This is a genomic window from Nocardioides korecus (assembly GCF_054778395.1).
The window spans coordinates 37805-57940 of the sequence record NZ_BAAGZO010000007.1 but is presented as its reverse complement, the minus strand read 5'-3'; the positions used below and the strand labels follow the sequence as shown (position 1 = coordinate 57940).

The window sequence follows — 20136 nt, the reverse complement described above, 5'->3', positions numbered from 1 at the left end:
GTGCCAGCCCGTGCGGTCCTGGTGCCTGAGAGGTTGGTGGGAGGAGTTGCCCCTTCGGCGCCGCCGTCCCGGCCGGGGCCAGGACTGCGGACTCTCCCGCACGGGATTTGTCAGCAGGGTGAAATTTACCAGCCCCGAGGTCGCTGACGCGAAACCTCGGGGCTGGTGGAGCTGTGGAGGGCCGGCCGGGCCGGACGCGGTCAGCCGGTGAGGCGGGCCTTGCGGCGACGGGACAGCTCGTCGTCGGCCGCCTCGGCGGCCTCGGTGGTGCGCTCGGAGGGCAGGTCGGACAACGACCCCTCGATCTCGCGCCACACGCCGCCGATGGCGATGCCGAACACGCCCTGACCGCCCTGGAGCAGGTCGATCACCTCGTCGTTGCTGGTGCACTCGTAGACGCTGGCGCCGTCGCTCATCAGGGTGACGCGGGTGAGGTCGTCGGTGCCGCGGGTGCGCAGGTGCGAGACGGCGGTGCGGATCTGCTGGAGCGAGATGCCGGCGTCCAGCAGTCGCTTGATGATCTTGAGGATCAGGATGTCGCGGAAGCTGTAGAGCCGCTGGGTGCCGGAGCCGGTGGCCCCGCGCACGGTCGGCTCGACCAGGCCGGTGCGGGCCCAGTAGTCGAGCTGGCGGTAGGTGATGCCGGCGGCCGTGCACGCGGTGGGGCCGCGGTAGCCCAGGTCGCGCGGCAGCGTGGAGACGTCGTCGTCGAACAGGAGGCCCTGCGCGTCGGCGTCCATGGCCGCGTCGAGCGCGGCCTGCTCGGCCTGCGCGTCACGGTCGGCCGTGCCTGCGCCGTTGTCGCCTGATCTGGTGCCCACTGCTACCTCCGAAGTCCGGCTCCACTCAGCGTAACCCCTGGATCGGGGGGAAGGAGGGCTCGTGAGTGGTGGACCACCGCGGAATGCCAGCCTTGGAGTTACAGCGAAGACATCTCGAAACCTAGACCTCGACCTGAAGGTTGGCAAAGATGTGCGCGGCGTGTCGCGGACAACCTTCACGTTGAACTTGAAGGTCAGGGTTGAGGGTCGAGCCTCAGGCCTGACCCTTGTCGAAGTCCTCGGGGGAGACGTGGTCGAGGAACTCGCGGAACTTCTCCACCTCGTCCTCCTGCTCGTCGGGGACCAGGATGCCGGCGTCGTCCAGGAGCTGCTCGGAGCACACGATCCGCGACCCGGTGCGCAGCGCCAGGGCGATCGAGTCCGAGGGCCGGGCGCTGATCTCGACCCCGGAGGCGAGCACGAGCAGGGCGTAGAAGACGTTGTCCTTCATCTCGGTGATCCGGATCTCCGAGACCTCGTTGCCGGTCGCGGTGAGCACCTCCTTGAGGAGGTCGTGGGTCAGCGGCCGCGGCGGCACGACGCCCTGCTGGGCGAAGGCGATCGCGGTGGCCTCGACGGCACCGATCCAGATCGGCAGGTAGCGCTCCCCCGCCGCCTCGCGCAGCAGCACGATGGGCTGGTTGGACGGCATCTCAACCCTGACTCCGACGACCTCGACCTCGCGCACCCGGTCAGCCTACCCACGTGGGTCCACGCCCTCGCCGCCGCCGCTCCGGGGTCCCCACAGCACGGCGACGGCGTCGGCCAGGTCGGACACACTGCGGCGCACGTCGTCGGGGTCCTCGAGCGGCTCGTCGAGCTGGAGACCCATGAAGGTCGCCTCGACCAGGCGCGCCGCCCGCCGGGCCGGCCCGGGCTCGAGCCCCGAGCCCACCAGGTGGCCGGTCAGCGCCTGCAGCCAGACCTCGTTGGCGGCCGCGACCACCGAGGCGTACGGCTCGGCACCGAGCACCCCGAGCGCCGCGGCCTCGACGTAGAGGCGCAGGCACCGGGCCTGCTCCGGCGTGCTGAGCACCGCCCAGAGGTCGAGCACGGCCTGGCGCTGGTCGGGCGAGGACGGCAGGTCGCGGATGCCGCGCACCGACCGGTCGTTGGAGACGCGCAGGACGGTCGCGAGCAGGTCGGCCTTGTCGCGGAAGTGGTAGAGCAGCATCCGGTCGCTGGTGCCGATCTCGGCGGCGAGCGGCCGCAGGCTCAGCCCGATCAGGCCATGGGCGAGCACGTAGTCGGTCGCGGCCTGCGCGAGCTCCTCACGACGGTCGCCCACCTCACACCTCCTGCACCGGTTCGGCCGCCCGACGGGGCGTAGCAGTCGCTACACTAGTGGATGTAGCGACTGCTACATGGCTGGGAAGGACGGAACGTCATGGGCCTGGGGCTCGGACTGCTGATGCTGGCGATCACCGCGGAGGTCGGGGCGACCGCCGCGCTCCCCCGCACCCTGGGGTTCCGCGACCCCGGGTGGACCGCCCTGGTGCTGGGCGGCTACGTGTTCTCGATCTGGCTGCTGACGCTGGTGGTGCGCCAGATGCCGGTCTCGGTGGCCTACGCCATCTGGGCCGGGGTGGGCACGGCCGCGATCGCGGTCATCGGCGTGCTGGTCCTGGGCGAGACCTGGGACCTGACCAAGGTCACCGCGCTCACCCTGATCATCGCCGGCGTCGTGATGCTCAACCTCAACGGCGCCCACTGAAGGAGCCGTACGCCGGTCGGGCGCCAGATCAGCGCAGGGAGCGCAGGCCGGTCTTGACCAGGGCGGCGTGCAGACGCACCGAGAGCACGGCCATCTCGTCCATCGTCTGGGCCGCGCGCCCCTCGGCGCCGTCCTCGCGGCTGCGGCGGATCGGCGAGACGACCTGCTCGACCAGGCCGACCTCGCGGTCGGCGGCGGTCTTGAACTGGCGCAGGTGCCGCGGCTCGATGCCGTACGCCGACAGCTCGCCGGCGACCTTGGCCACCACGAGGGCGTCACCGTCGTAGTGCTGGGAGCCGGTGCGCGTGCGCACCAGACCGTAGTTCTCCAGCTGCACCAGCAGCTCGTCGTCGATGCCGGCGGTCTTGACCAGCTCGCGCCGGGAGATCCGCACGTCGGAGTGGCCGCTGAGCAGCTGCTCGACCCCGGGGGCCGGGTTGACCAGCGCCGCGCCGGGGATGCTGGGCGCGCCCTGGGTCGCGGGGACCTCCAGACCGCGGTCGAGGGCCTCGAGGTGCTCCTTGATGACCTTGAGCGGGAGGTACTGCTCGCGCTGCGCCCGGATGATGTAGCGCAGCTTCTCCATGTCGTCGGTGGAGTACTTGCGGTAGCCCGACGGGGTGCGCTCGGGCTCGACCAGACCCTCGTTCTCGAGGTGCCGGATCTTCGACTCCTTGATGTCGACGTCCGGGAACTCCGCCTTGAGGTCGGCGACCGCCTGCCCGATGGTGATCCGCCCGACCCTCGCGGCCGACTGGGCCATCGGCTCAGTTGCCCTTCGCGTCGCTGCTGAAGAAGCGGAGTCGGAACTTGCCGATCCGGACCTCGTCGCCACCGGCCAGCTCGACGTCGTCGACCCGGTCGCCGTTGACGTAGGTGCCGTTGAGGCTGCCCACGTCGTGGACCCGGAAGGACCGGCCCTCGCGGCGGAACTCGACGTGGCGGCGCGAGACCGTGATGTCGTCGAGGAAGATGTCGCTCTCGGGGTGGCGACCCACGGTCGAGAGGTCCTGGTCGAGCAGGTAGCGGCTGCCGGCACCCGGGCCGCGCTGGACCACCAGGAGCGCGCTGCCGGAGGGCAGGGCGTCCACGGCGGCGGCGTCGGAGTCGTTGAGCCCCGTCTTGTCCTCGCCGCCGTCGGCCTTGACCGGTCCCCCGAAGGTGATCGTGGCCGTGGCGTCGTTGGGCGCCGGCGTGGAGCCGGGCTGACCGGCGGGGCCTGCCTGGCCGCCGGGGCGCTGGGCGCCCGCGGCCAGCGGCGTGCCGCACTGGGAGCAGAACCGCGCGTTGTCGGAGTTCTGGCTGCCGCACTGCGAGCAATAGGGCATCGGGTTCTCCAGTCCTCGTGGGGGGTCCTGCACGGTCGGACCGGGTGGCGTCGGCCACCCGGAGACCTACCGACCCTGAACCCTCAGGTTGAGGGTCAGGGTTGTGGGGTCACGCTACCAGCGCGGCACGGTCCCGTGTGACACCGGCGAGCGGTCTCACAGGAGACGCTCAGGACTCCAGGCCGGCCTGGTAGTCGGCCGGGTCGAGCAGGTCAGCGGAGCCCGAGCCGTCGGCCTTGATCTCGAAGAGCCAGCCGTCGCCGTACGGGTCGGAGTTGACCAGCTCGGGGGTGGCGTCGAGAGCCTCGTTGCGGGCGACGACCTCGCCGCCGACGGGGGCGTAGATCTCGCTGACGGACTTGGTCGACTCCAGCTCGCCGACGACGGCCCCGGCGGCGACGGTGTCGCCGATCTCGGGCAGCTGGACGAACACGATGTCGCCGAGGGCGTCCTGGGCGAACTCCGTGATGCCGACGCGGACGGAGCCCTCGGCCTGACCGGGGTCCCGCAGCCACTCGTGCTCGGAGGTGTACTTCAGGTCTTCAGGGAACATGCCGCTCCTCGTGGGGTGGGGGCGCCCTCCCGGCGCCCGGACGCGGCGCCGGCTGGCCGGCACCGCCGCAGCAGGCTACTGCCCGGGGACGGACCGGGCGTAGCGGGGCGCGGCCGGGGTCACGGTGACGCTGACCGTGACCTTGCGGGGCTTCGACACCGAGACCGAGCCACCGTCGGCGGAGACGTCGTCGTCGAAGCCCCCGGAGAAGTTCAGGGCGCCGGTGAGGGTGGCCGGGTCGCCGATGGCGTCGATGACGTACGGCGCCTTCAGCAGCGTGCCGTCGACGCTGATCCCGCCGCGGGCGTCCTCGAAGGAGGTCTGGGCCACCACGCGCACGCGGTCGTTGATCTCGATCGCCTCGACGCCGGCGTTGCGCAGCTCCTCGATGCCGTCGAGGAGGTGGTTGAGGCTGAGCTGGCCGCGGGGGTCCTGCACGGTGATCCGGATGCCCGGACCGGTGGCCGGCACGGTGCCGGCGAGGACACCGAGGGTGGAGAGCTCCTTGCGGGCCTGCTCCAGCGCCGCCGCGCGGCTCTGGCTGCTGTTCTGGAGGCGGGAGCGCGTGGTCTCGAGGTCGGCGACGTCGCGCTCGGCGGTGCGCGAGGCGGCCTGGAGGCCGTTGAGGGTCTGGATCAGCTCGGCGGGTCGCAGCGCGGCGTACGAGTCGTCCTTGCCGGTGAGCCGCGCCTGGGTGACCGCGGCGAAGGCCAGCACGCCGACGAGCACGGCCACCACCGCCTGGCCGCGGCTGGGTCGCAGCAGGGAGTGACGGAGTCGCTCGAGCCCGGTCGTGGGACCCGTCGGGGTGCCCGGCCGCGGGGCCGGGGTGTCGGGTACGTCGGGCGGGTCGGGGGTGCTCATGCGTGGAAGAGGTGGCGACGGATGGCGGCCACGTTGGAGAAGATCCGGATGCCGAGCACGACCACGACGCCCGTGGAGAGCTGGGCCCCGACGCCGAGCTTGTCGCCGAGGAAGACCACCAGGGCGGCGACCAGGACGTTGCTGATGAACGAGATCACGAAGACCTTGTCATCGAAGATGCCGTCGAGGAACGCGCGGAAGGCGCCGAACACGGCGTCGAGCGCCGCGACGACCGCGATCGGGAGGTAGGGCTCGAGCGGCAGCGGCACGTCCGGGGTGAGCCAGAGACCGAGGACCACGCCGACGACGAGTCCGAGCACCGCGATCACGGGGTTCCTCCTGAGGACGGCTGACGGGACGGGGTGCTGCCGGGACTGCTGGACCTGCTGGACGTGGCACCGGCCGGGGCCTGCCGCGCGTAGCGGAGGGAGACCGCGAGCCCGGGCAGCGAGACCCGGTCCTGCGCGGTGATCGTGAGTCGCAGACCGACCTGGCGCTGGAGGTCCAACCATGCCTGACCGCTGGAGGTTTCCGCGAACCGCGCGGGCAGCGTGTTGCGGTCCCCCACCACGGTCACGACGTAGGGCCGGCGCAGCGAGTGGGCGTTGACGGTGATCGCGCCCCCGGCCAGGCGGATGGTGCACAGCGTGGTCAGCCGCTGGCCGTCGACGGCGATCGCCTCCGCACCGGCCTCCCAGAACCCGTTGACCAGCTTCTGCAGGTCGCTGTCGAGGACCTCGTTGCGCGAGCTGGTCGCCCCCGGGGCGTTGTCGGCGACCACGACGACGCCGGGCCCGGTCACCGCCACCGTGCCGGTGAGGGTGCGCAGGCGCGTCAGGGTGCGCCGCAGACCGGCGGAGGAGGAGTCGCTGCTGAGCTGGTCGCGCTGGATCTGCGCGGTCTCCTGGCGCAGTGCCGCGACCCGGGCGCGGTCGGAGGCGAGCTGGGCGCGTGCGGCGGCCACCTGTCGGGCCAGCTGACGGCGCTCGGCGCGGTCGTCGGTCGAGCCGCGCTGGGTCTGCAGCCCCGCGACGACCAGCAGGGCGACGAACGCGGCGACGGCCACGGCGCCCCACGGCCCGATCCGGCGCGAGCGGTCGCGGCCCGGCCGGCGCTCCTGGCCCGCCGGGTCCTGCGGGGCGCGCTCGGCGCGCCGCGACGACACGAAGGCGTAGTCCTCGTCGACGGCGTGGGAGGAGAGGTACTCCAGCAGTCCGGTGGTCGCGTGCGGGGGCAGCCGCTGCGGGATCGGCCGGTCCCCCGGCGTGGGGCCGGGGCGCCCCTCAGGCATCGGCCCGGTCCGCCCGGTCCGCCCGGCCGGCCGGGTCGGGACGCGTGGCGGGCTGCGGGGTGTCGGCGGGTCGCGCGGCCCGCTCGCCCCGCGGCGTGCGCCGGGCCTGGGTGGTCATCAGGATCCGCACCTGCCAGGCGTACAGCAGCCCGGCCCACCAGTAGAGGCCGATGCCCCAGATCGCGAAGGCCCAGCCGACGACGCGTGCCACGGTCGCGGTGGTGCCGTCGCCGTCACCGAGGAAGAGCAGCGGGAAGGCGTAGAGGAGAGCCGCGGTGGCGGCCTTGCCGAGGTAGTGCACCGGCAGCGCGGAGTAGCCGCGCGTGCGCAGGAAGGGCACCAGGCACCACAGGAACGCGTCGCGCAGGGGCAGCGCGATCGCCACCCACCACGGGATGATGTCGCGGTAGAGGAGGCCGACGACGGCGGCCAGGATGTAGAGGCGGTCGGCGACGGGGTCGAGGATCTCGCCCAGTCGCGAGGTCTGGTCGAGGCGCCGCGCGAGGTAGCCGTCGAGCCAGTCGCTGAAGCCCGCGACCATCAGGACGACGAGGGCCCAGACGTCGGCCTTCGGGCCGATCACCAGCCAGAGGAACAGGGGGACGCCGGCCAGCCTCGCCATGCTGATGAGGTTGGGCACCGTCCACACCGCGGTGGTGCGTGGTGCTGCGTCCTGCGGGGCCACCGATGTCCCTCCTCGGGGTCGTCGGGGTCACCCTACTGGCGCTGGACCTCAGGTCAGGCAGCAGCCGCACCGCGGGCAGTGCTCGCGTCGCAGGCCGCCGACCTCCTGGCCGCAGCTGCAGACCTGCAGCGTGGTGACGCGGGGGCCCGAGGACCCGGACGTGGGGTACGTGGTGGTGGAGGAGCCGTAGAGAGCGGCTTCGGTGGCGATCATGATTCTCCCTTTGATCTCGTCCCCCCATGAGACGCCGTGTCCGCTTTGTCCAGACACCCAACACGCCGAGAATAGCCCGAACGGACTACCAAATGTGAGTCGCACGGGCGTGTCCGGGGCTCGGTGGTCTACTCCGGTGGACACCTCGACCGCGGGTCGTGCCGTGGCGGTGCCGGGTCGGGGCCGTGGCGGTGCCGGGTCGGGTCATCCCCGGGCGGGCCACCCCGTGTAGGCCTCGGCCAGGTAGGTCGAGCCGGCGGTCGAGGAGGTCACCAGCGCGAGCTCACCCTGCTGCCGGCGTACGTCGAACGCGGAGGCGCCCTCGGCCCGGTGCAGCATCGTGGTCATCCAGTAGGAGAAGTGCTGGGCCTTCCAGACCCGGTCCAGGGCGCGCTGCTCGTAGGCGTCCAGTGTCGCGCCGTCGCCGGCCCGCACGGCCCGCTCGAGCTCCTCGGCCAGGACGCGCACGTCGGCCAGCGCGAGGTTGAGGCCCTTGGCGCCCGTGGGCGGCACGGTGTGGGCCGCGTCGCCCGCGAGCAGCAGGTTGCCGTGACGCATCGGCTCCTGGACGAAGCTGCGGAACGGCAGCACGCTGCGCGAGGTGATCGGCCCCTCCTTCAACGTGTAGCCGTTGGCGCCCACGCGGGTCTGGAGCTCCTCCCAGATCCGGTCGTCGCTCCAGTCGGCGACGTCCTCGCCCGGGTCGCACTGGAAGTACATCCGCTGCAGGGTGTCGGTGCGCTGGCTGATCAGCGCGAAGCCGCGCTCGGAGTGGCTGTAGATCAGCTCGGGGGCGCTGGGCGGGGCCTCGCACAGGATGCCGAACCAGGCGAAGGGGTACTCCCGGAAGAACTGCCGGCGCACGGCCTCGGGGAACGACGAGCGGCAGATCCCCCGGGAACCGTCGGCACCCACCAGGTAGTCGCACCGCACCTCCACGTGCGTCCCGTCGGCCTCGGTGAAGGTGAGGCGGGGCTGGTCACCGGTGAGGTCGTGGACCGCCACCTCCCCCACCCCGAAGCGGACGTCGCCGCCGTCGCGCTCGCGGGCGGCCGCGAGGTCGAGGAAGACGTCGGTCTGCGGGTAGAGCTGGGCGGCGGCGCCGACCAGGGCCTGGAAGTCGATGCGGTGCCCGGCGCCGGCGAAGGCCAGCTCGATGCCCTCGTGGCGGTAGCCCTCGCGCAGCACGCGGTCCGAGACACCGGTGTCGACCAGCAGCCGCACGCTGTCGTGCTCGAGGATGCCCGCGCGCACGGTCTCCTCGATCTCGCGGTGGGTGCGCACGTCGACCACCACCGAGTCGATGTCGCAGAGCGCGAGCAGGTGGGACAGCATCAGCCCGGCGGGGCCACCGCCGACGATGCCGACAGTGGTGCGCGAGCTGGTCCGGGTCGAGGTCACCATGGCCGCAGTGTGACCGGCAGCACGTGCCGTCCCCCAGGCACGGGTTCTGTCCAGCAGAACCGGTCAGTCCGCGGAGGCGACCTCGGTGCGCGCCCGGTCGGCCAGGGCGCGCCCGATCCCGCGGGCCGCGACCTGGGTCGCCGCGACCAGCTTGTCCTGGTCGCGGCGCAGGCTCGGCACCACCACCCCGAGCGCCGCCACGACGTCGCTGCCCGGGCCGCCCGAGCGGATCGGCACCCCGACCGAGCAGGCGCCCAGGCTCATCTCCTCGGTGGTGGTGGCGTGGTCCTCGGCCAGCACGCGTCGCAGCTGGCGCCGCAGCACGCCGGGCTGGGCGACGGTGTACGGCGTGATCCGCGTCAGGTGGGCGAGCACCTCGTCCTGCACCGCCGAGGGCGCGTGGGCCAGCAGCACCTTCCCGACCCCGGTCGCGTGCAGGGGCAGGCGGGACCCGATCGTGCTGACCACGGGGACGCTCGCGTGGCCCGACAGGCGGTCGACGTACAGCACCTGGAGGCCGTCGCGCACGGCGAGGTGGACCGTGGCCAGGGTGGCGCCGTACAGGTCGTGCAGGTACGGCGACGCCAGCTGGCGCAGGCCGGTCTGCACGGGCGCGAGCAACCCGAGGTCCCAGAGCCGCCGGCCCACGACGTACTCCCCCGACTGCGTGCGGCTCAGCGCCCCCCACGCCACCAGCTCCCCCACCAGCCGGTGGGCGGTCGGCACCGGCATCTCCGCCCGCGCGGCCAGGTCGCTGAGGGACAAGCGGCGGTGCCGCGTGTCGAAGGCGCCCAGCAGCGCCAGCGCGCGGCTCGTCACCGACACCCCCGCCGTCCTGCTGCCACCTGCCACCGGCCCATGGTTCCACTGGCTGGAACGCCCGTCCAGGGACCGTCCCTCCCGCCCGGGAGCGGGGTCGTCGGGGCCCTGCCCGACCGCCGGGGCCCGAGCGCGCCTCGCGCTTCCTAGACTCAGCCGGGTGAGTCGAGAGATCCGGCGGGTGGCCGTCTTCTGCGGGTCGAGCCCGGGGCACGACCCGGCGCTGGCGGGGGCGGTGCGCGACGTGGGTCGCGGGCTGGCCGAGCGCGGCATCGGTCTGGTGTACGGCGGGGGCGGCTTCGGGCTGATGCACGAGGTCTCCCAAGGCGCGCTGGACGCCGGCGGCGAGGTGGTCGGGGTGATCCCGCGGGCGATGGTCGAGCTCGAGTGGGGGCGCGAGGACCTGACGGCGCTGCACGTCGTGGACACCATGCACGAGCGCAAGGCCCGGATGGCCGACCTGGCCGACGCCTTCCTCTGCCTGCCCGGCGGGCTCGGCACGCTGGAGGAGGTGATCGAGGTGTGGAGCTGGCGCTCGATCGGCTTCAACGACGACCCGGTGGCGTTCCTCGACCTCGGTGGGGTGTGGACGCCCCTGCTCGCGGCGCTCGACGGGCTGGTCGAGGCCGGGTTCATCCGCCGCGAGGTCCTCGACGACGTCGTCGTGGCGGACGACCTCGACGCCGCGCTGGAGGGGCTGCGCGAGCGCCTGGAGGTCGTGCCGACCCTGAAGCGCACCGCGCCGTGACCAGACGTGCCGAACCGGGCCGGTTCCGGTGAGTGAAATGCGAGGGGTGCCGGCGGGGCGAGCACCCCGTACGTTCGGCGCGTGACCTCCACCACGTCTCCCCCCGCCTTGGCCAGCCAGGCCGACATCGACGCCGAGATCGCCGCGGCCCGCACCGCGTTCGAGGCGGCGGGCGTCCCCGAGGACCGCGTGCGGCTCGACTACGCGCCGTACCGCAGCAGCGCCCTGCGCCACCCCACCAAGGACCTGCACCAGGCCGACCCCGAGCAGGTCGAGCTGCTGGCGCCGGTCTTCGGCCACCACGACGTCGGGGCCGCGGAGTCCGACCTCACCATCCAGCACTCCGGGGAGCCGGTCGGCGAGCGCATCGTCGTGGCCGGCCGCGTGCTCGACGGCGACGGGCGCCCGGTGCGCCACCAGCTGGTCGAGATCTGGCAGGCCAACGCGGCGGGCCGCTACCTGCACCAGCGCGACCAGCACCCCGCTCCCCTGGACCCGCACTTCACCGGCGTCGGGCGCGTGCTCACCGACGCCGACGGCGGCTACCGGTTCACCACGATCAAGCCGGGTCCCTACCCGTGGAAGAACCACTACAACGCGTGGCGGCCGGCCCACATCCACTTCTCGCTGTTCGGCCACGCGTTCACCCAGCGGCTGATCACCCAGATGTACTTCCCCGGCGACCCCCTCTTCGGGCTCGACCCGATCTTCCAGTCCATCGTCGACCCGGCCGCCCGCGAGCGCCTCGTGGCGGCGTACGACCACGACCTGACGCAGGCCGAGTGGGCCACCGGCTACCGCTGGGACATCGTCCTGACCGGCAGCGGCCGCACGCCCCTCGACGACGACCACGACCAGGACTGAGGCAGACCGCATGAGCCACCTCCCTCCCACGCCCGGGCAGACCATCGGCCCGTTCTACGGCTACGCCCTGCCGTACGCCGGTGACGCCGAGCTGGTCCCGCCCGGCCACGCCGACGCGGTCCGGCTGCACGGCACCGTGCTCGACGGCGCCGGCGACCCCGTGCCGGACGCGCTGGTCGAGATCTGGCAGACCGACCCCACCGGGACGGTGCCGCGGGCCGAGGGGTCGCTGCGTCGCGACGGGTGGACGTTCACCGGGTTCGGCCGCGCCGCGGTGGACCCGCTCGGCCACTACTCGTTCACGACCCTGCGCCCCGGTGCCACCGAGCCCGGTCGGGCGCCGTTCTTCGCGGTGACCGTGTTCGCGCGGGGGCTGCTGGACCGCCTGCTGACCCGGGCCTACCTGCCGGGCGACCCGGCGCTGGAGACCGACCCGCTCCTGGCCGGCCTCGCCGCCGACCGCCGCGCCACCCTGGTCGCGGTCGCCGACGAGCAGGGCTACCGCTTCGACGTGCGCCTCCAGGGCGAGGGCGAGACGGTCTTCCTCGACCACGGACGCGCATGAGCCGGCCCGAACCGGGCAGCGCCCGCACGGGGAGCCGCCCGTGAGCGCGCTGCTCTGGCCCGGTGACGACCGGGCGGGACGGCACTTCACCGACGAGTCCGTGGCGCGGGCGATGGTGCGGGTGGAGGCGGCCTGGCTCGCCGGGCTGGTCGACGCCGGGGTCGCGCCGGCGTCGGCGCGCCACGACCTGGACCGGCTCGTGACCGCTCGCGACCTCGCGCCGCTGGCCGCCGAAGCGGAGGCCTCCGGCAACCCGGTGGTGCCGCTGCTGACGCTGCTGCGTGCGCGCCTGCGGGACCGCCACGCCGACGCCGCCCGGTGGCTCCACCGGGGCCTGACCAGCCAGGACGTCCTCGACACCGCCCTCGTGCTCTGCGCCCGCGACACCGCCGCCACGCTGACGGCGACGCTGGACCGCCAGGTCGCCGCCCTCGTGGCGCTGGTGCACCGCCACCGCGACGACGTCATGGCCGGGCGCACCCTGACCCAGCACGCCGTCCCGATCACCTTCGGGCTCAAGGCCGCCCACTGGCTCCAGGGGGTCCTCGACGCGCGCGACGCCGTCGCGGCCCTGCGGTTCCCGGCCCAGGTCGGCGGTGCGGCCGGGACGCTCTCCGCCGTCGTGGAGCTCGTCGCGCTGACCACGGACGCGACCGACCCGGCCGCCACCGTGGCCCTGGTCGACGACGTCGCCCGGCGCCTCGACCTCGAGCCGGCGGTCCCCTGGCACACCGTCCGCACCCCCGTGACGGCGTACGCCGACGCGCTGGTCCGCGCCCACGACGCCTGGGGCCACCTCGCCGGCGACGTGCTCGTGCTGGCCCGCCCCGAGATCGCCGAGCTGGCCGAGCCGGCCGTCGAGGGGCGCGGCGGGTCCTCGACCATGCCGCAGAAGTCCAACCCGGTGCTCTCGGTGCTCGTGCGCCGCGCGGCGGCCACCGCTCCCGCGCTCGCGGCCCAGCTGCACCTGGCCGCGGCCGGCGCGGTCGACGAGCGCCCCGACGGCGCCTGGCACACCGAGTGGTCCACCCTGGCCACGCTGTCGCGCCGCACCCTGGTCGCCGGCGACCAGGTGGCAGAGCTGCTCGAAGGCCTGCACGTCGACACCGGCGCGATGGCCGGCGTCGTGCGCTCGCGCACCTCGGCCCTGCTCGCCGAGCAGCGCAGCATCCGCGCCGTGGTCGAGCAGGACTCCGCCACGTCGTCCGAGCCCGACTTCGACCCGACCCACTACCTCGGCGCCACCGGCGCGCTGATCGACCGCGTCCTGGCCCGTGCCGGGGCGCAGCAGGAGGACTCGTGACCGTCCCGTCCATCACCGCCACCCGGATGACCGGCGCCGCCCACCGCGCCGAGATGCCGCTGCTGGTGCTCGGTCCCTCGCTGGGGACCTCGGCGGCCACGCTGTGGGCCACCTGCGCGCGCGGGCTCAGCGACGTCTTCGACGTGGTCGCCTGGGACCTGCCCGGCCACGGCCACAACCACGCCGTGCCGGCCGACGGCTTCACCATGGCCGAGCTGGCCGAGGGCGTGCTGCGCACCGTCGACGACGTGCTCGAGCAGCGTGAGCAGCGCGGCGGGCCGTTCGCCTACGCCGGCGACTCCGTCGGGGGCGCGGTCGGGCTCCAGCTGCTCCTGGACCACCCCGACCGGGTCACCGACGCCATCCTGCTCTGCACCGGCGCCAAGATCGGCGACCCGGACATGTGGCAGGGCCGCGTCGACCAGGTCGGCGCCTCCGGCACGCCCGTGATGGTGGCCGGCTCGGCGGAGCGCTGGTTCGCCCCCGGGTTCCTCGAGGCCCACCCCGAGGTCGCCTCACCGCTGCTGCACGCGCTGTCGGACGCCGACGACCTCGGCTACGCCCAGGTCTGCCGGGCGCTGGCCGGCTTCGACGTGCGCGACCGCCTCGGCGAGGTCACCGCCCCGGTGCTCGCCGTCGCCGGCGAGACCGACGCCGCCACGCCGCCGGCCACGCTGCGCGAGATCGCCGACGGCGTCCCGTCGGGCCGCTACGTCGAGCTGCCCGGCGTCGGGCACCTGGCCCCGGCCGAGGCCCCCGCGACGGTCGCCCGGCTGCTGCGCGAGCACGTGCTCGGCGAGGCCCCGCCGGCGGAGACGACCGCCCCCTCCCCGTCGTACGCCGCCGGGATGGTGGTACGCCGCGAGGTGCTCGGCGACGCCCACGTCGACCGCGCCACCGCCGGCGCCACCGACCTGACCCGGGAGTTCCAGGAGTTCATCACCACCTACGCCTGGGGCGGCATCTGGACCCGGCCCGGCCTGGACCGGCGCAGCCGCTCGATGATCACCCTGACCGCCCTGATCGCCCGCGGCCACCACGAGGAGCTGGCCATGCACGTGCGCGCGGCCCGCACCAACGGGCTGAGCGTCGAGGAGATCAAGGAGGTCATCCTGCAGAGTGCGATCTACTGCGGGGTGCCCGACGCCAACACCGCCTTCCGGATCGCCCAGCAGGCCCTGCAGGACACCCCCGACCCGACCGCCGACCAGTCAGGAGCCACCTCGTGAGCACCCCCGCGTTCGTCTACGACGCCGTCCGCACCCCGTTCGGCCGCTTCGGTGGGGCGTACGCCGCCACCCGTCCCGACGACCTCGCCGCCACCGTGCTGCGGGCCGTGCGCGAGCGCACCGGCCTGGACCCCGAGACCCTCGACGAGGTGCTGCTCGGCAACGCCAACGGAGCCGGGGAGGAGAACCGCAACGTCGCGCGGATGGCCGCGCTGCTGGCCGACCTCGGCACGACCGTCCCCGGCGCCACGGTGAACCGGCTGTGCGGGTCCTCGCTGGACGCCGCCATGATCGGCTCGCGCCAGATCGAGACCGGCGACGCCGACCTGGTCCTGACCGGCGGCGTGGAGTCGATGACCCGGGCGCCGTGGGTGCTGCCCAAGCCCAGCCGCGCGTTCCCCGCGGGCAACCTCGAGGCCGTCTCGACCGCGCTCGGCTGGCGCCTGGTCAACCCGGCCATGCCGCCGGAGTGGACGGTGTCGCTCGGCGAGGCCAACGAGCAGCTCAGCGAGGAGTTCGGGATCGGCCGGGAGCGCCAGGACGAGTTCGCCGTGCGCTCCCACACCCTCGCCCACCGGGCCTGGGAGGACGGCTTCTACGACGACCTCACCGTCACCGTCGAGGGCAGCGGCCTGTCCCGGGACGAGGGGATCCGCCCCACCGCCACGACCGACTCCCTGAGCGGCCTCAAGCCCTCCTTCCGCACGGACGGCACGATCACCGCGGGCAACGCCTCGCCGCTCTCCGACGGGGCCTCGGCGGTGCTGCTCGGCTCCGAGGCGGCCGGCTCGCGCCTGGGCCGGGACCCCCTGGCCCGGGTGGCCGGCCGAGCCGCCCACGCCCTGGAGCCCCAGCGCTTCGGCTACGCGCCGGTCGCGGCCGCCGAGAAGGCGCTGGAGCGGGCCGGCATCGGCTGGGGCGACGTCGGCGCGGTCGAGCTCAACGAGGCCTTCGCCGTGCAGTCGCTGGCCTGCCTGGACGCGTGGGGGCGCTCGGGTCTCGACCCCGAGATCGTCAACACCCGGGGCGGCGCCATCGCGATCGGGCACCCCCTGGGTGCCTCGGGCGGCCGGGTGCTCGGCACCCTGGCCAAGGTGATGCGCGAGGGCGGGCACCGCTGGGGCGTGGCCGCGATCTGCATCGGCGTCGGCCAGGGCCTCGCCGTCGTCCTGGAGGGCACCGCGTGACCGACGTCCTCGAGGGTCCCGACGCCGCGGACGCCGCCGTCGCCGACGTCCCCGACGGCTCGACCGTGCTGATCGGCGGCTTCGGTCCGGCCGGGCAGCCGGTGGAGCTCATCGACGCGCTGCTGCGGCAGGGGGCGGGTGACCTCACCGTGGTCAACAACAACGCCGGCAACGGCGACACCGGCCTCGCCGCCCTCCTGGCCGCCGGTCGGGTGCGCAAGATCATCTGCTCCTTCCCGCGCCAGAGCGACTCCTGGGTCTTCGACGACCTCTACCGCAGCGGGCGCATCGAGCTGGAGGTCGTCCCGCAGGGCAACCTGGCCGAGCGCCTGCGCGCGGCCGGGGCGGGGATCGGGGCGTTCTTCACCCCCACGGGCGTGGGCACGCCGCTGGCCGAGGGCAAGGAGCAGCGCACCTTCGAGGGACGCGACTACGTCCTCGAGCTGCCCATCCGCGGCGACCTCGCCCTGGTCAAGGCCCACGTCGCCGACCGGGTGGGCAACCTGGTCTACCGCAAGACCGCCCGCAACTTCGGGCCCGTCATGGCCACCGCGGCCACCACCACGATCGTGCAGGTGGGCGAGGTCGTCGACACCGGCGGCCTGGACCCCGAGCACGTCGTGACCCCCGGCATCTACGTCGACCGCGTCGTGCGGGTCGACCCCCACGGCACGGAGGCGGGCGCATGAGCGCGACCCTGACCAAGGACCAGATCGCCAAGCTGATCGCCGACGACATCCCCACGGGTGCCTTCGTCAACCTCGGCATTGGCCAGCCCACGCTGGTGGCCGACCACCTCGACCTCGAGCGGGGGGTGGTCCTGCACACCGAGAACGGCATGCTCGGGATGGGCCGCGCGGCTCGCGAGGACGAGGTGGACCCCGACCTGATCAACGCCGGCAAGATCCCGGTCGTGGAGACGCCCGGGGCGTCGTACTTCCACCACGCCGACTCCTTCGCCATGATGCGCGGCGGCCACCTCGACGTGTGCGTCCTGGGCGCCTTCCAGGTCTCGGTGCGCGGCGACCTGGCCAACTGGCACACCGGCGAGCCCGACGCGATCCCCGCCGTCGGCGGCGCGATGGACCTGGCGATCGGGGCCAAGGACGTCTTCGTGATGATGACGCTCTTCGCCCGCGACGGCTCCTCCAAGCTCGTGCCGGAGTGCACCTACCCGCTCACGGGGGTGGCCTGCGTGAGCCGGGTCTACACCGACCACGGCGTCTTCGAGGTGACCCCCGACGGGCTGCGGATCCGGGCGGCGTACGGCGCCTCGCCCGACGAGCTGCGCGAGCGCACCGGCCTGGCCCTGCTCGACTGACCTGCTCGACGGGCCTGCTCGACCGACCTGCTCGACTAGGACAGCCGGGAGGCCGGCGAGGTGCGGGAGCGCGCCACCCCGGCGCCGGCGTGCGCGTAGGCGTCCTCGAAGCCGGCCAGCGTGCGCGCCCAGTCGTGGGTCGGGGCGTGCCGCCGGTTGTGCTCGGTGAGCGAGCGGCGCAGGGCGTGGTCGCCGACCAGCCGGGCCAGGTCGCGCGCCAGGGCGTCGTCGTCCTCGCACAGCAGGCCCTCGACGCCGTCGCGGACGAACTCCCCCACGCCCCCGTGGGTCATCGCGACGACCGGGAGGCCGGTGGCGCGGGCCTCGAGCGCGGCGAGCCCGAAGGACTCCTGCAGGCAGGGGGCGGCGTAGACGTCGGCGTGCCGGTATGCCTCGCGGATCTCCGCCCGGGTGCGGGCGCCGGCCAGCTCCACCCAGTCGCCGATCCCCAGCGCCCGGACGCGCTCGCGCAGGCGCTCCTCCAGGGGGCCGGTGCCGATCACGAGCAGGCGCAGCGCGACGTCGCGGGGCACCGCCAGGCGGGCCTCGGCCATCGCGTCGAGCAGCTGCAGCGGGCGCTTGCGCCCGGCCAGGCGCATCACCGAGACCACGGTCACCGGGCGCGACGCGTCGTCGACCGGGCCGGTCAGGGGCCCGGAGTCGCGCCACCAGTCGACCTCGACGCCGTTGGGCACCACCAGGACCGGGGTGTCGTGGCCGAGCACCTCGCGCATGGTCGCGGCGGCGGCGGAGCTGACGGCCGTCCAGGTCGCGGGCCAGCGCGCCCACCCGGCGATCAGCCCCACGGTGCGCACCCAGCCCTCGCGGCCGTCCCACATCGAGTGCACGGTCAGGATCACCGGGACGCCGCGCCGGCTCGCCGCCTGGGTGACCCGGGTGCTGAACGGCGAGACCACCGAGAGGTGGGCGTGGACCCGGTCGAAGGAGGTCAGGTCGACCCCGTCGCCGGCGGGCAGGAACGGCATCGGCCAGGGCGCCCGTGAGGGTGCGCGCACGATCCGCACGCCTCCGGCCGTGGTCTCCACGCCGGGGACCGCGCCGTCGGTGGCCAGGCTCAGGACGGTGACGTCGTGGCCCGCCAGCGCCTGGCGCTCGGCCAGCTCCTCGACGAACATCTCGATGCCGCCCAGGCGGGGGCGGTAGACGTCGGTCACGTGCAGCAGCCTCATCGGCCCGGCACCTCCTCGAGCTCGGACGTGGGTGCGGGCTCGGTGACGCCCGCCGCGCGCTGGGCGCGTCGACGGCGCCAGAACCAGGCCGCCGTCCAGATCCCGCCGACGGGGATCTCCAGGGCGAAGGTGAAGCCGCGGTAGAGCAGCACGGCGGCCGCGGTCGCCGCCGGCGCGCCACCGAGGGCGACCAGCGCGGCCGCGGAGCCCGCCTCGGCGAACCCGGTGCCGCCGGGGGTCAGGACGACCATCGAGAGCACCCGGTCCACGGCGTACGCCGCGAGGACGATGACCGGGGACAGGTCGGCCCCGACCGCCTGGAGGCAGGCCCACAGCAGCACGGCCTGCAGCACGGAGTAGCCGATCTGGCCGAGCGTGAGCTGGGCCCAGCGGTTCCCCACCACCTCGACCACGCGGTCGCGGAACTCCATCAGGTGACCGGTGACCACGTCGGCGTCGGCCGGTCGGCGCACCAGGCGCGACCCGGCCGCGAACAGGCGGGCCAGCGGCGGCACGACCCGGTGGGCGACGTCGTCGCGCGCCAGCACGCCGGCGCACAGCGCGAGCACCAGCACGAGCACCCCGGCCGCCCCCAGCGCCGACCACCGCAGGGTGGCGTCGACGGGTCCCCCGGTGACGACCAGCGCGACCAGCGCGACCGCCGGCAGCGCGAGCTTGGACAGGATGCCCCAGACGTTGGTGACCACCGCGAAGGCGGAGAACTCCTGGGCGGAGAAGCCCCACGACCGGATCATCACGAAGTTCAGCGAGACCCCGGCCGCGCCGCCGAAGGGCAGCACGTTGGACACCGCGCTCCCGGTCAGGTTCAGGGTCAGGGCGCGCCGGTGCGACAGCCCGCGCAGCGCCGCGACCAGGACCACGCTGTAGGTCAGCAGCCCCACGGCCCACAGCACGGTGAGGCCGATGCTCTCGGGCAGCGTGACGAGCCGCAGCGAGGTCAGGACGTCACCGAACGTGGCGCTGACCACGCGCGGCAGCACCACGACGATCAGGGCGACGGCGAGGGCGAGGGAGAGCAGCATCCGGACGGCACGACGGCCGCTGAGCTCACGACGCAGGCCGTGCCACACTGCGGGCGTGTCGCTCACGCTGGTCTCCTTCCACGCACATCCTGACGACGAGGCCCTGCTGACCGGGGGGACGCTGGCCCGGGCCGCTGCCGAGGGACACCGGGTGGTGCTGGTGACCGCGACGGCGGGCGAGGCCGGCCTCTCCGACGAGACTAGGCAACCGGGGGCCGATCTCGCTGCACGACGCCTGGCCGAACTGGACCAGTCTGCGCGATCGCTGGGCTGCGCCCGCTGGGAGGTCCTGGGGTACGCCGACTCCGGATCGGCCGTGGGCGCCCCGGAAGCGGGCGGTTTCGCCACCCTGGACCCGGCGGGGCCCGACGGTCCGGCCGAGCGCCTGGCCGCGATCCTGCGCGAGGAGCGGGCCGACGTGCTGACCACCTACGACCCCCGTGGCGGCTACGGCCACCCCGACCACGTGCAGGTCCACCGGGTCGGTGCGCTCGCGGCCCGGCTGGCCGGCACGCCCGTGGTGCTCGAGGCCACCGTCGACCGGACGCTGCTGCGACGGGCCGGGGCGCTGCTGCGCCGGGTGCCGGGTGCTCGGGGTCTGGTGCCGCAGGACGGGTTCGCCTCGGCGTACCTCCCGCGCGAGGAGCTCACCCACCGGGTCGACGTGCGGGCCCACCTGGGCGCCAAGCGCGCCGCGCTGGCCGCGCACCACTCCCAGACCACGGGAGGCACCGGCGTGCGGACGGTGTCGCTGCTGCTGAGGCTGCCGGCCCCGCTGCTCGGCACGGTCCTGGGACGCGAGTGGTTCCGCGAGGTCGGACGCACGCCCGGGCCCCGCCTGCTGGACGACGTGTTCGCCTCGGCGCGCTGAGCCCGTCGCTGAGCCCGTCCTCCGGGGCGTCACCGGCTGCGGTCCCACCCTCACGTCTGTCCCACCTCACCATGATGGCGATCCCGGCTGAACAGAAGATGACGTGTCCCGCGCCGGGCACGC

At 74.1% G+C, this 20136-nt stretch carries 25 protein-coding genes and 1 riboswitch; of the genes, 10 read left to right on the top strand and 15 right to left on the bottom strand.

All coding sequences use genetic code 11. The features are described from left to right. Positions 1-3: 3 nt before the first annotated feature. A riboswitch (glycine riboswitch) is annotated at positions 4-109 on the bottom strand. Between the two features lie 91 nt (positions 110-200). From ACYVDA_RS14705 to ACYVDA_RS14695, 3 genes are all read right to left on the bottom strand, one after another. Beyond that, positions 201-740: a MerR family transcriptional regulator gene (locus tag ACYVDA_RS14705; RefSeq protein WP_460819412.1), complete on the bottom strand. Its 540-nt coding sequence runs from the start codon at positions 738-740 to the stop codon at positions 201-203. Positions 741-1035: 295 nt separating this feature from the next. Next, a complete protein-coding gene (locus tag ACYVDA_RS14700; RefSeq protein ID WP_460819156.1) occupies positions 1036-1509 on the bottom strand; it encodes a bifunctional nuclease family protein in 474 nt (157 codons plus the stop codon). A gap of 9 nt (positions 1510-1518) precedes the next feature. Continuing rightward, positions 1519-2109, bottom strand: coding sequence for a TetR/AcrR family transcriptional regulator (locus tag ACYVDA_RS14695; protein ID WP_460819154.1), 591 nt, complete (start codon positions 2107-2109; stop codon positions 1519-1521). 99 nt (positions 2110-2208) lie between these two features. On the opposite strand from ACYVDA_RS14695, the gene ACYVDA_RS14690 reads away from it, so the two are divergent. Continuing rightward, a complete protein-coding gene (locus ACYVDA_RS14690) occupies positions 2209-2535 on the top strand; it encodes a DMT family transporter (protein WP_460819153.1) in 327 nt (108 codons plus the stop codon). A gap of 28 nt (positions 2536-2563) precedes the next feature. Here the strand turns inward: ACYVDA_RS14690 and ftsR are convergent, their stop codons facing one another. The 10 genes from ftsR to ACYVDA_RS14640 form a co-directional block, all read right to left on the bottom strand. Then, positions 2564-3298, bottom strand: coding sequence for a transcriptional regulator FtsR (gene ftsR / locus ACYVDA_RS14685; RefSeq protein WP_460819152.1), 735 nt, complete (start codon positions 3296-3298; stop codon positions 2564-2566). Between the two features lie 4 nt (positions 3299-3302). Then, a complete protein-coding gene (locus tag ACYVDA_RS14680) occupies positions 3303-3863 on the bottom strand; it encodes an FHA domain-containing protein (protein WP_460819151.1) in 561 nt (186 codons plus the stop codon). A 169-nt stretch (positions 3864-4032) separates the two neighbouring features. After that, positions 4033-4416: a glycine cleavage system protein GcvH gene (gene gcvH, locus ACYVDA_RS14675; RefSeq protein ID WP_460819150.1), complete on the bottom strand. Its 384-nt coding sequence runs from the start codon at positions 4414-4416 to the stop codon at positions 4033-4035. A gap of 75 nt (positions 4417-4491) precedes the next feature. Beyond that, positions 4492-5280 carry a DUF881 domain-containing protein gene (locus tag ACYVDA_RS14670; RefSeq protein WP_460819148.1) on the bottom strand — a complete coding sequence of 263 codons (789 nt, stop codon included), beginning with the start codon at positions 5278-5280 and terminating at the stop codon, positions 4492-4494. Next, positions 5277-5609 carry a small basic family protein gene (locus ACYVDA_RS14665; RefSeq protein ID WP_460819147.1) on the bottom strand — a complete coding sequence of 111 codons (333 nt, stop codon included), beginning with the start codon at positions 5607-5609 and terminating at the stop codon, positions 5277-5279. The genes ACYVDA_RS14670 and ACYVDA_RS14665 overlap by 4 nt, the downstream gene beginning before the upstream one ends. Continuing rightward, a complete protein-coding gene (locus tag ACYVDA_RS14660) occupies positions 5606-6571 on the bottom strand; it encodes a DUF881 domain-containing protein (protein ID WP_460819146.1) in 966 nt (321 codons plus the stop codon). Before ACYVDA_RS14660 ends, ACYVDA_RS14665 begins: the two co-directional genes overlap by 4 nt. Then, positions 6564-7256 (bottom strand): CDP-alcohol phosphatidyltransferase family protein, encoded by a 693-nt coding sequence (locus ACYVDA_RS14655; protein ID WP_460819145.1) that lies wholly within the window; start codon positions 7254-7256, stop codon positions 6564-6566. The genes ACYVDA_RS14660 and ACYVDA_RS14655 overlap by 8 nt, the downstream gene beginning before the upstream one ends. A gap of 48 nt (positions 7257-7304) precedes the next feature. Then, positions 7305-7469, bottom strand: a complete 165-nt coding sequence (locus tag ACYVDA_RS14650) for a hypothetical protein (protein ID WP_460819144.1) — start codon at positions 7467-7469, stop codon at positions 7305-7307. 204 nt (positions 7470-7673) lie between these two features. Next, positions 7674-8873: a 4-hydroxybenzoate 3-monooxygenase gene (locus tag ACYVDA_RS14645; protein ID WP_460819142.1), complete on the bottom strand. Its 1200-nt coding sequence runs from the start codon at positions 8871-8873 to the stop codon at positions 7674-7676. Positions 8874-8936: 63 nt separating this feature from the next. Beyond that, positions 8937-9698 carry an IclR family transcriptional regulator gene (locus ACYVDA_RS14640; protein WP_460819141.1) on the bottom strand — a complete coding sequence of 254 codons (762 nt, stop codon included), beginning with the start codon at positions 9696-9698 and terminating at the stop codon, positions 8937-8939. Positions 9699-9852: 154 nt separating this feature from the next. On the opposite strand from ACYVDA_RS14640, the gene ACYVDA_RS14635 reads away from it, so the two are divergent. From ACYVDA_RS14635 to ACYVDA_RS14600, 8 genes are all read left to right on the top strand, one after another. Then, positions 9853-10440, top strand: a complete 588-nt coding sequence (locus ACYVDA_RS14635; protein ID WP_460819140.1) for an LOG family protein — start codon at positions 9853-9855, stop codon at positions 10438-10440. An 81-nt stretch (positions 10441-10521) separates the two neighbouring features. Continuing rightward, positions 10522-11304: a protocatechuate 3,4-dioxygenase subunit beta gene (pcaH, locus tag ACYVDA_RS14630; RefSeq protein ID WP_460819139.1), complete on the top strand. Its 783-nt coding sequence runs from the start codon at positions 10522-10524 to the stop codon at positions 11302-11304. A 10-nt stretch (positions 11305-11314) separates the two neighbouring features. Continuing rightward, on the top strand, positions 11315-11869 hold the full coding sequence (gene pcaG, locus ACYVDA_RS14625; RefSeq protein WP_460819138.1) for a protocatechuate 3,4-dioxygenase subunit alpha: 555 nt from the start codon (positions 11315-11317) through the stop codon (positions 11867-11869). Positions 11870-11909: 40 nt separating this feature from the next. Next, positions 11910-13172, top strand: coding sequence for a lyase family protein (locus ACYVDA_RS14620; RefSeq protein WP_460819137.1), 1263 nt, complete (start codon positions 11910-11912; stop codon positions 13170-13172). Beyond that, complete coding sequence (gene pcaDC, locus ACYVDA_RS14615; protein ID WP_460819136.1) at positions 13169-14401, top strand: bifunctional 3-oxoadipate enol-lactonase/4-carboxymuconolactone decarboxylase PcaDC; 1233 nt, start codon at positions 13169-13171, stop codon at positions 14399-14401. Before ACYVDA_RS14620 ends, pcaDC begins: the two co-directional genes overlap by 4 nt. Continuing rightward, positions 14398-15588, top strand: coding sequence for a thiolase family protein (locus ACYVDA_RS14610; protein ID WP_460819134.1), 1191 nt, complete (start codon positions 14398-14400; stop codon positions 15586-15588). Before pcaDC ends, ACYVDA_RS14610 begins: the two co-directional genes overlap by 4 nt. After that, complete coding sequence (locus ACYVDA_RS14605) at positions 15585-16277, top strand: 3-oxoacid CoA-transferase subunit A (RefSeq protein WP_460819133.1); 693 nt, start codon at positions 15585-15587, stop codon at positions 16275-16277. The genes ACYVDA_RS14610 and ACYVDA_RS14605 overlap by 4 nt, the downstream gene beginning before the upstream one ends. After that, positions 16274-16909, top strand: a complete 636-nt coding sequence (locus ACYVDA_RS14600; protein ID WP_460819132.1) for a 3-oxoacid CoA-transferase subunit B — start codon at positions 16274-16276, stop codon at positions 16907-16909. Before ACYVDA_RS14605 ends, ACYVDA_RS14600 begins: the two co-directional genes overlap by 4 nt. Before the next feature lie 35 nt (positions 16910-16944). Here ACYVDA_RS14600 and ACYVDA_RS14595 read toward each other — a convergent pair whose 3' ends face one another. Beyond that, positions 16945-18099, bottom strand: coding sequence for a glycosyltransferase family 4 protein (locus ACYVDA_RS14595; RefSeq protein WP_460819131.1), 1155 nt, complete (start codon positions 18097-18099; stop codon positions 16945-16947). After that, positions 18096-19208: a lysylphosphatidylglycerol synthase transmembrane domain-containing protein gene (locus ACYVDA_RS14590; RefSeq protein WP_460819130.1), complete on the bottom strand. Its 1113-nt coding sequence runs from the start codon at positions 19206-19208 to the stop codon at positions 18096-18098. Before ACYVDA_RS14590 ends, ACYVDA_RS14595 begins: the two co-directional genes overlap by 4 nt. On the opposite strand from ACYVDA_RS14590, the gene ACYVDA_RS14585 reads away from it, so the two are divergent. After that, positions 19198-20013 (top strand): PIG-L deacetylase family protein, encoded by an 816-nt coding sequence (locus tag ACYVDA_RS14585; RefSeq protein ID WP_460819128.1) that lies wholly within the window; start codon positions 19198-19200, stop codon positions 20011-20013. The genes ACYVDA_RS14590 and ACYVDA_RS14585 overlap by 11 nt on opposite strands. Positions 20014-20136: the final 123 nt, after the last annotated feature.

What these genes read in the sequence shown, in the direction of transcription:
- ACYVDA_RS14705 (WP_460819412.1), bottom strand. Translation starts at nt 740, where the DNA reads ATGGACGCCGACGCGCAGGGCCTCCTGTTCGACGACGACGTCTCCACG.
- ACYVDA_RS14690 (WP_460819153.1), top strand. Translation starts at nt 2,209, where the DNA reads ATGGGCCTGGGGCTCGGACTGCTGATGCTGGCGATCACCGCGGAGGTC.
- ftsR (WP_460819152.1), bottom strand. Translation starts at nt 3,298, where the DNA reads ATGGCCCAGTCGGCCGCGAGGGTCGGGCGGATCACCATCGGGCAGGCG.
- ACYVDA_RS14680 (WP_460819151.1), bottom strand. Translation starts at nt 3,863, where the DNA reads ATGCCCTATTGCTCGCAGTGCGGCAGCCAGAACTCCGACAACGCGCGG.
- gcvH (WP_460819150.1), bottom strand. Translation starts at nt 4,416, where the DNA reads ATGTTCCCTGAAGACCTGAAGTACACCTCCGAGCACGAGTGGCTGCGG.
- ACYVDA_RS14670 (WP_460819148.1), bottom strand. Translation starts at nt 5,280, where the DNA reads ATGAGCACCCCCGACCCGCCCGACGTACCCGACACCCCGGCCCCGCGG.
- ACYVDA_RS14660 (WP_460819146.1), bottom strand. Translation starts at nt 6,571, where the DNA reads ATGCCTGAGGGGCGCCCCGGCCCCACGCCGGGGGACCGGCCGATCCCG.
- ACYVDA_RS14650 (WP_460819144.1), bottom strand. Translation starts at nt 7,469, where the DNA reads ATGATCGCCACCGAAGCCGCTCTCTACGGCTCCTCCACCACCACGTAC.
- ACYVDA_RS14645 (WP_460819142.1), bottom strand. Translation starts at nt 8,873, where the DNA reads ATGGTGACCTCGACCCGGACCAGCTCGCGCACCACTGTCGGCATCGTC.
- pcaG (WP_460819138.1), top strand. Translation starts at nt 11,315, where the DNA reads ATGAGCCACCTCCCTCCCACGCCCGGGCAGACCATCGGCCCGTTCTAC.
- ACYVDA_RS14600 (WP_460819132.1), top strand. Translation starts at nt 16,274, where the DNA reads ATGAGCGCGACCCTGACCAAGGACCAGATCGCCAAGCTGATCGCCGAC.
- ACYVDA_RS14595 (WP_460819131.1), bottom strand. Translation starts at nt 18,099, where the DNA reads ATGAGGCTGCTGCACGTGACCGACGTCTACCGCCCCCGCCTGGGCGGC.